13 protein-coding genes are annotated in these 11,927 nt (G+C 63.1%); all 13 read right to left on the minus strand.

Going from position 1 to position 11,927, the window contains the following annotated elements; translation table 11 throughout:
• Nucleotides 1-30: 30 nt before the first annotated feature.
• Nucleotides 31-198 (minus strand): cbb3-type cytochrome oxidase assembly protein CcoS, encoded by a 168-nt coding sequence (gene ccoS, locus DCY11_RS03140; RefSeq protein ID WP_069444393.1) that lies wholly within the window; start codon nucleotides 196-198, stop codon nucleotides 31-33.
• The gene (locus DCY11_RS03145; RefSeq protein WP_108681221.1) at nucleotides 195-2,390 is read right to left on the minus strand and encodes a heavy metal translocating P-type ATPase; all 2,196 of its coding nucleotides are present in this window, start codon (nucleotides 2,388-2,390) and stop codon (nucleotides 195-197) included. Before DCY11_RS03145 ends, ccoS begins: the two co-directional genes overlap by 4 nt.
• The gene (locus DCY11_RS03150) at nucleotides 2,387-2,890 is read right to left on the minus strand and encodes a FixH family protein (protein WP_108681222.1); all 504 of its coding nucleotides are present in this window, start codon (nucleotides 2,888-2,890) and stop codon (nucleotides 2,387-2,389) included. Before DCY11_RS03150 ends, DCY11_RS03145 begins: the two co-directional genes overlap by 4 nt.
• Entirely contained in the window at nucleotides 2,887-4,359 is a 1,473-nt protein-coding gene (gene ccoG, locus DCY11_RS03155) for a cytochrome c oxidase accessory protein CcoG (RefSeq protein ID WP_108681223.1), read from the minus strand. The genes DCY11_RS03150 and ccoG overlap by 4 nt, the downstream gene beginning before the upstream one ends.
• 19 nt (nucleotides 4,360-4,378) lie before the next feature.
• Complete coding sequence (gene ccoP, locus DCY11_RS03160) at nucleotides 4,379-5,245, minus strand: cytochrome-c oxidase, cbb3-type subunit III (protein WP_108681224.1); 867 nt, start codon at nucleotides 5,243-5,245, stop codon at nucleotides 4,379-4,381.
• Nucleotides 5,246-5,248: 3 nt separating this feature from the next.
• The gene (locus DCY11_RS03165; protein ID WP_108681225.1) at nucleotides 5,249-5,425 is read right to left on the minus strand and encodes a cbb3-type cytochrome c oxidase subunit 3; all 177 of its coding nucleotides are present in this window, start codon (nucleotides 5,423-5,425) and stop codon (nucleotides 5,249-5,251) included.
• A 10-nt stretch (nucleotides 5,426-5,435) separates the two neighbouring features.
• Complete coding sequence (ccoO, locus tag DCY11_RS03170; RefSeq protein WP_069444389.1) at nucleotides 5,436-6,170, minus strand: cytochrome-c oxidase, cbb3-type subunit II; 735 nt, start codon at nucleotides 6,168-6,170, stop codon at nucleotides 5,436-5,438.
• Between the two features lie 10 nt (nucleotides 6,171-6,180).
• On the minus strand, nucleotides 6,181-7,734 hold the full coding sequence (ccoN, locus tag DCY11_RS03175) for a cytochrome-c oxidase, cbb3-type subunit I (protein WP_108683641.1): 1,554 nt from the start codon (nucleotides 7,732-7,734) through the stop codon (nucleotides 6,181-6,183).
• 310 nt (nucleotides 7,735-8,044) lie between these two features.
• Nucleotides 8,045-8,404, minus strand: coding sequence for a c-type cytochrome (locus tag DCY11_RS03180; RefSeq protein WP_108681226.1), 360 nt, complete (start codon nucleotides 8,402-8,404; stop codon nucleotides 8,045-8,047).
• Nucleotides 8,401-9,081 carry a helix-turn-helix domain-containing protein gene (locus DCY11_RS03185; RefSeq protein ID WP_108681227.1) on the minus strand — a complete coding sequence of 227 codons (681 nt, stop codon included), beginning with the start codon at nucleotides 9,079-9,081 and terminating at the stop codon, nucleotides 8,401-8,403. The genes DCY11_RS03180 and DCY11_RS03185 overlap by 4 nt, the downstream gene beginning before the upstream one ends.
• A gap of 106 nt (nucleotides 9,082-9,187) precedes the next feature.
• Nucleotides 9,188-9,589: a hypothetical protein gene (locus tag DCY11_RS03190; protein ID WP_108681228.1), complete on the minus strand. Its 402-nt coding sequence runs from the start codon at nucleotides 9,587-9,589 to the stop codon at nucleotides 9,188-9,190.
• 135 nt (nucleotides 9,590-9,724) lie between these two features.
• A complete protein-coding gene (gene fixJ, locus DCY11_RS03195) occupies nucleotides 9,725-10,351 on the minus strand; it encodes a response regulator FixJ (protein WP_108681229.1) in 627 nt (208 codons plus the stop codon).
• Nucleotides 10,351-11,892, minus strand: coding sequence for a PAS domain-containing sensor histidine kinase (locus DCY11_RS03200; protein ID WP_108681230.1), 1,542 nt, complete (start codon nucleotides 11,890-11,892; stop codon nucleotides 10,351-10,353). The genes fixJ and DCY11_RS03200 overlap by 1 nt, the downstream gene beginning before the upstream one ends.
• Between the last annotated feature and the right edge of the window lie 35 nt (nucleotides 11,893-11,927).

The following is an 11,927-nucleotide window of genomic DNA, read 5'->3' on the forward strand; positions in this document are numbered from 1 at the left end:
CGCAGGCAAGGTTGCGCGCCGATCAATCGCCTAGTCGCGCGATGCGTCCTCGTCGTCCGGAGGGACATCCTCGAGCGCGCGGTATGCCGCGCCATCCAGATCTTCGAACTGTCCGGACCGCAGCGCCCAGAGGAAGGCCCCGAGCCCCAAGGCCCCGAGAAAGAGCGCGGCAGGAACAAGCCAGGCAAGTGCGGTCATGATCTCGGTCCTCCGGCCAGCCGGGTCGCATTGAGCGTCACAAGAATGGACGAACTCGACATTACGATGGCCGCGATGAGCGGCGTCACGAACCCAGCCATCGCAAGGGGCACGCAGATCGCATTATAGACCAGGGCCACACCGAAATTCTGAAATGCCATGGCGCGGGCGCGGGAGCCCGTCTCCACCGCCTCGACGACCGGCGACAGCGCCCGACCCTGGAAGATGAAATCGGCGGCCCGTTGGCTGATGTCGGCGGCGGTCGCCGGCGACATGGAGGCGTGGGCCGCGGCGAGCGCAGGCGCGTCGTTCAGCCCATCGCCCACCATCAGCACCTTGCGGCCCTCGTTGGCGCGATCCTCGAGCCACGAGATCTTTCCGGCCGGCTTGAGTTCGCCGACGAAGTCGTCGATCCCGGCTTCGCGGGCCGTGCGCGCGACCACTCCCTCCCGGTCTCCGGAAAGGAGGGCAACCGCAAGTCCCCGCGCCTTGAGCGCCGCGACGGTCTCGGCGGCATCGGGGCGCAGCCGGTCCGCGAACCGGAAGCAGACCGGTTCATCGTCGCCGCGCCGATACCAAACCTCAGCCGTATGTCCGCCGGCACCTTCGACACCGCACCAAGCGGCCGAACCAAGGCGCTCCTCTCCGTGGGCTGTCTTGACCGACAGGCCTTCGCCCGGCGTCTCCTCGACGTCTCTTGCGATCTCGACGGACCCGAGCCGTTCCTCAGCTGCCGCGACAAGGGCCCGCGAAAACGGATGGCGGCTTCCGCTCGCAAGCGCCGCAGCGGCGGCGAGTGTCTCCGCCGGAACTGCCTCGGCATCCAGCAGTTGCGGCTCGCCCAGCGTCAGCGTCCCCGTCTTGTCGAAGACGACGGTATCGACCTCGGCGATGCGCTCGAGCCCGTCGGGAACCTTGACCATGACCCCGCGCTTGAACAGCCGCGAGGCCGCCGCGATCTGAACCACGGGCACGGCAAGCGCGAGCGCGCAGGGACAGGTGATGATCAACACCGCGATGGCGTAGGTGAGCGCCGTCTGCCAAGAGGCGCCGAAGACGAGCCAACCGACGAATGTCGCGAGCCCCAGCCCGTGCACGGCCGGTGCATAGATCTGCGCCGCCCGGTCGGCCAGAACGCGATAGCGGGCCTTTCCCTGCTCCGCGGCCATCATTAAACGGCTGATCTCGGCGAGCAGCGTGGCGTCGTCCGCAGCGGTCACCTCGATCTCGAGGCTGCGTGTGAGGTTCAGCGTGCCCGCGTAGACTTCCGCCCCGTCGGTGACGGCGACGGGCATCGTCTCGCCGGTGATCAAGCTTTGATCGACCTCGCCGGTCCCATGCGCGACCACACCATCGGCGCCGACGCGTTCGCCGACGGCGACGAGAATTCGATCGCCCGGACGAAGCGCGCTGGCCGGGACCTTGGTTTGGCTCCCGTCTTCGGCCACGAGCGTGACGATCCCGTTCTGGAGGCTGAGGAGATTCTGTGCTTCGCCCCGCGCGCGGACCCGCAAGGCTTCGTCGAGATAGCGGCCGACGAGAAGGAAGAACAGTAGCGTGACGGCGGCATCGAAATAGACCTGCTCACTTGCCTCCATGGTCTGGTAGATGCTCATGCCCGTCGCCAGGATGATGGCGAGCGAGATGGGCACATCCATGTTGAGCCGACGCCCCTTGAGCGCCGAGTAAGCCGACACGAAGAAGGGCTCGCCGGCATAGATGACCGTCGGCAACGCAATCAGCGCGGACAGCCAGCGGAACATTTGTGCAAGCGCCGGATCCATGTCGCCGCCTTCGCCGGACCACACGGCGATGGAGATGAGCATGATGTTCATGGCGGCGAAGCCTGCCACCGCGACACGCCGGAGCAGATATTTCTGGCGCTGGTCCCCGCGATCCTCCTTGGATTCCTCCAAGGTCGCGGCTTCGAACCCGACACGGTCCAGCGCCGCGATGACGTCGGCCTCGCACGTGGCGGCCGGGTCGTAGGTCGCCGTCAGCCGCTTGGCGGCGAGCGAGGCTCGCGCCGTCGCGACGCCCGGAACACGCATGGCGGCCCGTTCGACGGAGCGCAGGCAACCGCCGCAATGCATGTCCTCGACGGCGAGCGTCATGGTGGAAGGTTCAGCCTTTTGGATAGGCTGTGCGCGCGACCCGGACTCTTTGAGCTGGGCGCTATGGGCGTCCGTCATGGCCCGTCGGCAACGATCAATCGCTTTTTCAGGCGATAGACCGGTGAACCGCCATCCTGCTTCGCGGATTCCACACTGAGAATCCAATTGCCGGGATCGAGGGTTACATCGGAGACGTACACCCCTTCGCGCCATTCCCGGAACGTCACGACGCGATCGTCGCTGTCGACGGTCGGCCGGACAAGCTTGCCGGAAAGCGCGAGTCCCGTGACGGGCGCCTCGGCGGAATCGGCAAAGTGCAAGGTAACCCGTGCGGCACTCTTGTCATAGTCCGCCTTAGCCGACCAGCCCAACGCGGCCTGCTGCTCCGCTTCGGCGATGGTCTCATTGTAGTTGAGGCCACTGCGATACGGGTTTGGGCGATCACCACCACTGAACGTGGAGACCGCGTAGTAGACGAGCAAACCGTTGGCCACGAACATGATGCCGAAAAAGATGACGAGGCCGATTAGCACATGACGGCCCGTCACGCTCCGTGGGAACGGCGCGGCCGCCATCATCGTCTTGCCTCGGGCTTAGGCGGCCCCTGAAAGGTCGCGCCATGTTCGGTGCTCGTTCCTGTCGCGATGTCGGTCACGACGAGCTGGAACGGCGTCGCCTGTTCGGGCAGCGCGCGGACGCCGGCCTTGTCCAGGGTGATGTAGAGCTTGACGGCCTGCAACTGGTCCGGCGGAACCGGCACGACACCGCCCTCATGGCCGACCATCTGGACGCTCGCGCCCGTCAGACCGGAGACGCCGATCTTGAAGGCACGCGGGACGTACTGCTTGTTGAGAAGCTTGACTTCATAGCCGTTGCGCACGCCACCATCGGAGAGTTTCACATAGAGCGGATTGCGGTCGTGCAGGACGTTGACCTCGAGCACGGGCCGCATTGCGAGCGCGACGATCATGATGATGCTGACCAGGGCAATGGCGCCGGCATAGAGCAGGACGCGCGGCCGCCACAGCCGCAACGGCTCGGCATCCTTCGCACCGGCATCGAGATTGCGAATGGTGTCGTAAGCGATCAGACCGCGGGGTCTGCCGACCTTGTCCATGATTTCGTCGCAGGCATCGATGCAGAGCGCGCATTGAATGCATTCGAGCTGCGCCCCGTCACGAATATCGATGCCGGCGGGGCAAACCGCCACGCACTGATGACAGTCGATACAATCACCCCTGCCCTCCCACGACTGACCCGTCTTGTGCGGCCCATGCGGTTCGCCGCGCCAGGAGCGGTAGGAGATCAGCAGGGAATCGCGATCGAACATGGCCCCCTGGATCCGCGGCCATGGGCACATGTAGATGCACACCTGCTCACGCGCGATGCCGCCCAGCACATAGGTAGAGAGCGTGAATAGGCCGATGAAGAAGTAGGCCGCGGCGGGCGCGCTGAACGTGACAAGTTGCTTGGCGAGGGTCGGCGCGTCGGCGAAGTAGAAGACCCACGCGCCGCCGGTGGCGACCGCGATCGCAAGCCAGGTCAGGTGCGTGGCGCCCTTCTTCCAGACCGTTTCGAATGCCCAAGGGTGCTTGTCGAGACGCAAGCGCGAGTTGCGGTCACCTTGCCAGAACCGCTCCACGGCGATCATCAGATCGGTCCAAACCGTCTGCGGGCAGGTGTAGCCACACCACACGCGCCCGGCCACCGACGTAATGAGAAACAGCGCCAGCGCCGCCAGCACCAGCAGGCCCGTGATGTAATAAAATTCTTGCGGCCAGATCTCGAGGAAGAAGAAATAGAAGCGGCGCGCCGGCAGATCGATCAGGACGGCCTGGTCGGGGAGGTACGGCCCGCGGTCCCAACGTATCCAGGGCAGCAGGTAATAGATGCCGAGCGTAACCGCCATGACGATCCATTTGGTCGTCCTGAACCGGCCATGAGCCTCTTTCGGATAAATCTTGGTCCGGCCCGCGTAGAGCTGCGTTGCCTCTTTCGAGGAAGACGCACCGTCGCCGCTGCCCAGCTCGACATTTGCCATCTTCATTCCAAGTTACGCCCGGACGCTACTGACCGCCACCCAGGGAGTGTACGTAGATCGCCAGTTCCTTGATCGTTGCCGGATCGAGCCGGCCCGACCAGGCCGGCATCATACCGGCGCGGGCGTTGGTGATCGTTTCGACGACGGTGTCTTTGTCACCGCCGTACAACCAGAGCTCGTCCGTGAGATCTGGGGCGCCGAGCGCCTGGTTCCCGCCGCCGTCCGGACCATGGCAAGCGGCACAGTTGGTCGCGAAAATCTCCTTGCCGCGCGCTGCCGCCTCGGCATCGTCCTCATTGCCGGACAGCGACATCACATACTCGGCAGTGTCGGAAACCTGCTCGCGGTTCAGCATGCCGAGCTTGCCGAAAGCCGGCATCATGCTCATGCGTGTGGCCGAATCCTCGGAGCGAATGCCGTGCTGGATGGTCTGATGGATCGCCTCGAGCGAGCCGCCCCACAGCCAGGCGTCATCGCGCAGGTTCGGGTAACCGAAGGCGCCCTGGGCACCGCGACCGTGGCACGGCGCACAGTTATCGCCGAATGCTGCTTGACCACCGGCCAGCGCGAAGTTGAGCAACTCCGGATCGGCTTTGATCGCCTCGAGATCGCTATCGGCGATCTTGTCCCGGAAGACCGCCTTCTCGGCTTGCGAGGCGGCCACGTCGTCCGATACCTGGCCGCGCTGGCTGTAGCCGAAAAATCCCTTCGTATACGTCGAGGCCGTGGGCCACGCCGGATAGACGATCCAATAGCCGATTGCCCAGACGATGCAGGCGTAGAAGACGTAAAGCCACCACTTGGGCAGCGGGTTGTTCCACTCCTCAATGCCGTCCCACTCGTGACCGGTGGTTCCGACCTCCTCCGAGGTTTTGGGTTCCTTGTTGGCCATGGCTCAGCTGTCTTTCCCGTTGTCGGACTCTGGGTCGTCTTCCAAAGGCAGCCTGGCCGCCTCGTCGAAGCGCTTCTTGTTGCCGGGCCAGAACGCGTAGAGAACGACACCGGCGAAAAGCACGATGAAGAAGATGAGCGCGGCTACCTGGCTGATCGAAGCAACTTGTTCGTAATCCATCGTCCCGTCCTCACCTCAGATTGGGGCCGGCTTCGTCAAAGCTTGCGAAGTCGACGAGTGTCCCGAGCATCTGCAGATATGCGATCAGAGCATCCAACTCGGAGATTTCGTCCGGATTGCCGTCGAACGGCCCTGTCTGCGCCTTCGGATAGCGGGCGAGCAGCGCCTCCACGTCACCGGATTCTTTTCCGGCCTGCGCCTCGAGATCGGCCTTCGCGGACTCGATCATCTCCTCCGTGTACGGCACGCCGACCGCCACGTTGGTCTTCAACTGTTCCTGGATGTCGTCATAGTCCAGGGCGGTATCCGCCAGGAACGGATAGCCGGGCATCACGGATTCGGGCACGACCGCACGCGGGTTGATCATGTGCTCACGATGCCACTCGTCCGAATACTTCCCGCCGACACGGGCGAGATCAGGGCCCGTGCGCTTCGATCCCCACTGGAACGGATGATCGTACATGCTCTCGGCGGCCAAGCTGTAGTGCCCGTAGCGCTCGACCTCGTCGCGCAGAGAACGGATCATCTGGCTGTGGCACAGATAGCAGCCTTCGCGGACGTAGATGTTGCGGCCCACCAGCTCCAGCGGCGAGTACGGCCGCATTCCTTGCACCTTCTCGACCGTCGAACTCAGCCAGAACAGCGGCGCGATCTCGATCAGACCACCAATGCTCACGACGATGAGGATGCCGATCAGCATCAGCATCGGGCTTTTTTCAAGGACCTCGTGTCTTCCCCAGCTCATTGTCCTCTCCCTACTCCGCCGGCGCCGTGTATTCGCCGGGCCGGAACTCAGGAGCCGCAGCGACGGACGGTTGATCGGTCGCATCGACGGGCTGATCGCCACGGGCCGTGCGCCACAGATTGTAAGCCATCAACAGAGCGCCAAGGACGAAGAGCAATCCGCCAATGGCCCGGATGATGTAGAACGGGTGCATGGCCTCGACCGTCTCCACGAAGGAGTATTCGAGGAAGCCGAGCGAGTTGTAGGCGCGCCACATCAGACCTTGCAGGATTCCCGAGACCCACATGGAGGTGATGTAGAGCACGATGCCGAGCGTGGAGATCCAGAAGTGCCACTCGACCAGGCGCTGTGAGTACAGCGCCTTGCGGTGCCACAGCCACGGCACGAGGCAATAGAGCGCGCCGAAGCTGATATAGGCGACCCAGCCGAGCGCACCGGAGTGCACGTGACCGATCGTCCAGTCGGTGTAGTGCGACAGCGAGTTCACCGACTTGATGCTCATCAGCGGGCCTTCGAAGGTCGACATGCCGTAGAAGGCGACGGCCACGATCAGCATGCGGATCACCGGATCGGTGCGCAGCTTGTCCCAGGCGCCGGACAGCGTCATGAGACCGTTGATCATGCCACCCCAGGACGGCATCCACAGGATGATCGAGAAGGTCATGCCCAGCGTCTGCGCCCAGTCCGGCAGCGCCGTGTAGTGCAAGTGGTGCGGACCGGCCCAGATATAGATGAAGATCAGCGACCAGAAATGGACCACCGACAGGCGGTAGGAATAGATGGGCCGCTCGGCGCGCTTCGGCACGAAGTAGTACATCATGCCTAGGAAGCCGGCGGTTAGGAAGAAACCCACCGCGTTGTGGCCGTACCACCACTGGGTCATGGCGTCCTGGACGCCCGAGTACAGGATGTAACTCTTCGTCCCCAGCAGCGACACCGGCACCGCCAGATTGTTGACGATGTGCAGCATGGCGACGGTGACGATGAACGCCAGGTAGAACCAGTTCGCGACGTAGACGTGCGGTTCCTTGCGCCTGGCAATGGTGCCGATGAAGACAAGGAAATAAACGACCCAAACGAGCGTCAGCCACAGATCCACGTACCATTCGGGCTCTGCGTATTCCTTGCTCTGTGTGACGCCGAGCAGGTAGCCGGTGGCCGCCAGAACGATGAAGAGCTGATATCCCCAGAACACGAACCACGGGGACCACTTGCCCGCGAGGCGCGCGCGGCAGGTGCGCTGCACCACGTAGAACGAGGTCGCGATCAGCGCATTGCCGCCGAACGCGAAAATGACCGCCGATGTGTGGAGCGGCCGCAGGCGACCGAAGCTCGTCCACGGCAGATCGAAGTTCAGGGCCGGAAACGCCAGCTGCCAGGCGATGAGGTCGCCCACGATGAAGCCGGCAATGCCCCAGAACACCGTCGCGATGACGCCGGCCCGGACGACGCCGTCGGCATAGCCGCTGGTGTCCGCGGGCTCACGCGCCTCGACGAACTGGGTCAGCATATAAAGAAGTGCAAGGCCCGATGCGCCGAGCAGAACGCAGCCATGAAACTTCATGGCCAAGCCGTCGCCTGCTACTGCGAGGACGAGACCGATGATAACGAGAAACGCTGCGGCCCAATCGCGAGAATGTCCGACAGCGCTTTCCACTCATCCCGCTGAGTCGATGCGGCCATGTTCCCAACCCCTTAATCTCAAGCCTTGCCCAGATCCCCACCGGTGGCGCGGAGCCCCGGAAACGTCGTCAGAACCGCGTCAGCCATCGCGGTTCATTACAGCTTCGTTACACGCCGACCGCTGCCGGCCTACCTTGATCCAGCGCAAGCTTCGGCGATCCCATACGATAGTAGGAGTGTCCGCTTGCCGCCTATTCGTTTCGCAAGCTCATGATGTAAGCTGCGACGTCCTCAAGCTCATGCTTGGTAATCGGGATAACGGGCATCGGATGCTTGGGGATGGCAATCCGCGCTATGATACCGCCCTCGGTCTGATCGGGCTGGTCTGCGATTTCTTGGAAACTCGGCACGTCGGCGACGGCTTTGGTCTGTTCGCTGGAGACCAGATGGCAATTCGAGCAGACGCTCTCGGCAACCGCCCTGCCTTGCTCGAGGCGCTGCTTGTTCGCGACCGGCTCTTCCGCTTGCGCCCCTGAAGCAAATCCAACCAGTAGTCCGACTGCCAGGAGAGCGCTAAAGCCAAGCGATTGCCGAAATCCGCGAAAAATCATGTAGCCATTGCCTCCAGCTTCTGCATGTCGAGCACCGAGACCTGCCGGGCCGATTCGAGCTTGATGATACCGGCGTCTTTCAGTTCGGCAAACATTCTCGACACCGTCTCAAGGGTTAGCCCGAGATAGTCCGCAATGTCGTGGCGCGGCATGGCCAGTTGCAGTGAGCGATCGGAACCTGTGCGGCGCACCATCTCGATAAGAAAGGCCGCAAGCCGTTCCAGCGCGTTCTTTCGGCCAAGCAGCAGCAGGTGATCCTGGGTCTGCCGCAAGCCGATCATGGTGCGGTTAAGCAGTTCGCGCACAAAACCGCTCGAAGGCGTGGTGCTGACCAGGCTCTGCCATTTATAGGCGAGAACCTTCACCGGCCCGATTGCCTCGGCCGATACGTGGTGCACATCATCCACTTCGAAGCCGAACATGTCGCCCGGAAGATGGAAGGCGCTGATTTGCCGGCGACCGTCCGGCAGAAGTTTCGAGACACGGACAACGCCCGAGACGATCTTGTAGACGTAGCCGGCGGTTTCACCCTCGGCGAAGATCTCGCTGTTGCGCGCGAAATTGAGCGGAACGCTCGATGTGTGGAAGTCACCTTCGTCGCGCGGCTGCGGAACAACCGACCGTGCGGGCAGCACCTGGTTCTGAGGAAGGTCGACGGCAGGATTTGGCGTCAGCATGATAACCCCCGAAAGGATAATTTGACTAACGTCAGAGATAGAGATGTTTGCGCTCGATCAAAATTCGGGCCGGCTCCCTAAGGGAAACTACGTAGCCCGGCGCTCATCAGGACGGCAGTTTCGACCGGCCAAAATCCCTCTTAGATTCAATCGCTTGCCGGATGGTCTCAAGCATGACCCCGCCGAGGATCGGCTTCTCGAGGACCGTGGTGACCCCGCCTAGCCTCGCTTTGGCAAGGAGCCGCTCGGTCTTTTGCGAGACCATGAGGATGATCGGGACACAGGAATCGCAGGGGAGCTTCTTGTCGCCAGCGTCTGCGACGCGCGAAAAGACGTCTTGGTCCAGCACCACGCAGGCGCTGCGGACACAGGGCGCCCGCAAGAGGGGCGAAAGTGCGTGCTCATCGCAGAAGCGTGTCTCATATCCTTCGAGCTCCAACGAAAATCGCAGGCTATCGGCGAGTATCCCATCGCCAACGGCAATCAGCACCGTACCAGTCTGGCTCATATGCCTCCCCCAACATCGGCCCTCGCCCAGCGGTTCACCCCGTGCCAATGCCCGCAGACTAGGCGGCGGCGCCGGTGCGGCATTGAGCCACGTCAAATGGAGATCGAGATCGAAAACGTGTGCGTCTTTGCGGCCTTAGCCGGCGCTGTCGCCGGCGGGGCCCACGTGGGCAAGGACCGCCATGCGCACCAGTTCGGAGAGGCTCTTCGCCTGCATCTTGGTCATGAGGTTCGCACGGTAGACTTCAACCGTTCGCGGGCTGATGCCGTAGGCGGCGGCGATGGTCTTGTTGCCCTGACCCGCCACCAGGCCCTCAAGGACCTGACGCTCACGCTCGGACAAGCTGGCGAGCCGGCTCAAGACCTCCTGCATTGAGTTGTCGCCATCTCCGCCGGCCCTCTTGAGCGCGGATTCCACTGCCCTGAGCAGCACCTCGTCCTCGAAGGGCTTCTCGATGAAGTCCACCGCGCCGGCCTTCATGGCCTCGACCGCAAGCGGAACATCGCCGTGGCCCGTGATGACGATCGCCGGCAGGCAATGCACTTTGTCTTTGAGCCGGCCGAGCAGTTCGATCCCCGTCATATCCGGCATGCGGACATCCGTGACGAGACATCCGCACAGCATCGGATCGAGGGCCTCCAGGAATGCACTGGCCGAATCGTAGAGCCGGACGGGAAGCCCCGCCGAGCCGAGCATGAACGCCAGGGACTGGCGAACCGCATCGTCGTCATCGACGATATGCACGACGGGATTGGCAGGCATCACACGGCTTCCTCGCTTCTGGCCGGCTCCAGCGTAAACCGGAAAACCGTGCCGCCGCCGGGGTTCTTCTCGACCCACATGCGTCCCCCGTGCGCCTCGACCAGACGCTTGGAGATCGACAGCCCCACACCCATGCCATGGGTCTTGGTTGTCACGAAGGGCTGAAAGAGCTGGTCGGCGATCTTATCGGAGATGCCGCTTCCGGTATCGGCGACCGTCACTTGCACCATCGGCTCCCCCGTCTCGTACGTATCCGTGGGGGATCGGGCGGTCGAGACCAAGAGGATTTTCGGATCGCAGCCTTCCATCGCCTCGATGGCATTGCGCATCAGATTCAGAAGGACTTGCTGGACCTGTACCTTGACAACCATCACATCCGAGACGGAGCGATCGAACTGGAATCTGGGCTTCACGCCCTCGTCCTTGGCGTCGATGAGCGCCAAGGCGCTGGTTTCCTCGACAAGATCGTTGATGTTTTCCGGTTGGCGAACGGTTTCGTGATGCGTCACGAAATCGCGGAGCTGCCGCACGATATCGGCGGCGCGCAATGTCTGCTTTGTCGTGGCGGCCAGCGCCTCGCGCACCATGGCGACTTTCTTATCCTCAATGGATTCCAGCAGACGGTTGCAGCCTTGCAGATAGTTGGAGATGGCCGTCAGCGGCTGATTGACCTCATGCGCCAAGGTCGAGGCCATCTCGCCCATGGCGGTCAGGCGCGACAGCCGCGCCAACTCAGTCTGCAGATCCTGTAGTTGCTTCTCCGTTCTCTGACGTTCCGTCAGGTCGCGAATGAAGCCGGTGAAGAACCGCTGTTCACCCGATCGCATCTCCGCGACCTCGAGCTTCATCGGAAAGGTGGATCCGTCCTTGCGCGCGCCGGTCACCACCCGGTCGAAGCCGATGATGCGCTTCTGCCCGGTATGAAGATAGCGCGAGATGTAGGCATCATGCTCTTCGCGGAATGGCGAGGGCATGAGCACCGCCACGTTCTTCCCGGCGACTTCCATCTCCTTGTGTCCGAAGAGCCGTTCGGCCGCGGCGCTGAAGGAGCGGATCATGCCCGTCTCGTCGATGACGACGGTGGCATCGGGAACGGTGTCCAAGATAGACCGCAGATGGGCCTCGCGCGCGCGGACCTCTTTGGCGCTGCGGCGGCTGCGCAACCGCGTGCGCCGCAGCAACTCGCCCAACCAGGCGATCCCGATTCCCACGCCGGTGAAAATGCCGAGCTCGGCCAGATCCGGAAGGTCGGCCGTGCTGTGCGGAATCAGCGCATAGCCGATTGCCGCCGACAAAAACGTCGCCAGGAGACCGGGGCCGATGCCACCGAATCCAGCCGCGATGGCAAGGCCGGGGATGAAGATGAGGAAGGACGCGCGCCCTTCGAGCCACGGATACAGTCCCCAGGCAAGGCAGGCCATGCCCACCACGGCCGTGACAGCGACGCCGTAATGTACGGCGCCCGTCTCCGGGTTCAGGATCGCACGCCGTAGCCGCTCGACTGAGCCGAGGGGGCGCTTGTTCGATACAGGTCCATGCATTGCCCGGACATTAGCACTTTCGCGCGGCGCGCGAA

It is taken from the genome of Methyloceanibacter sp. wino2 (assembly GCF_003071365.1).
Lineage (GTDB): Bacteria > Pseudomonadota > Alphaproteobacteria > Rhizobiales > Methyloligellaceae > Methyloceanibacter.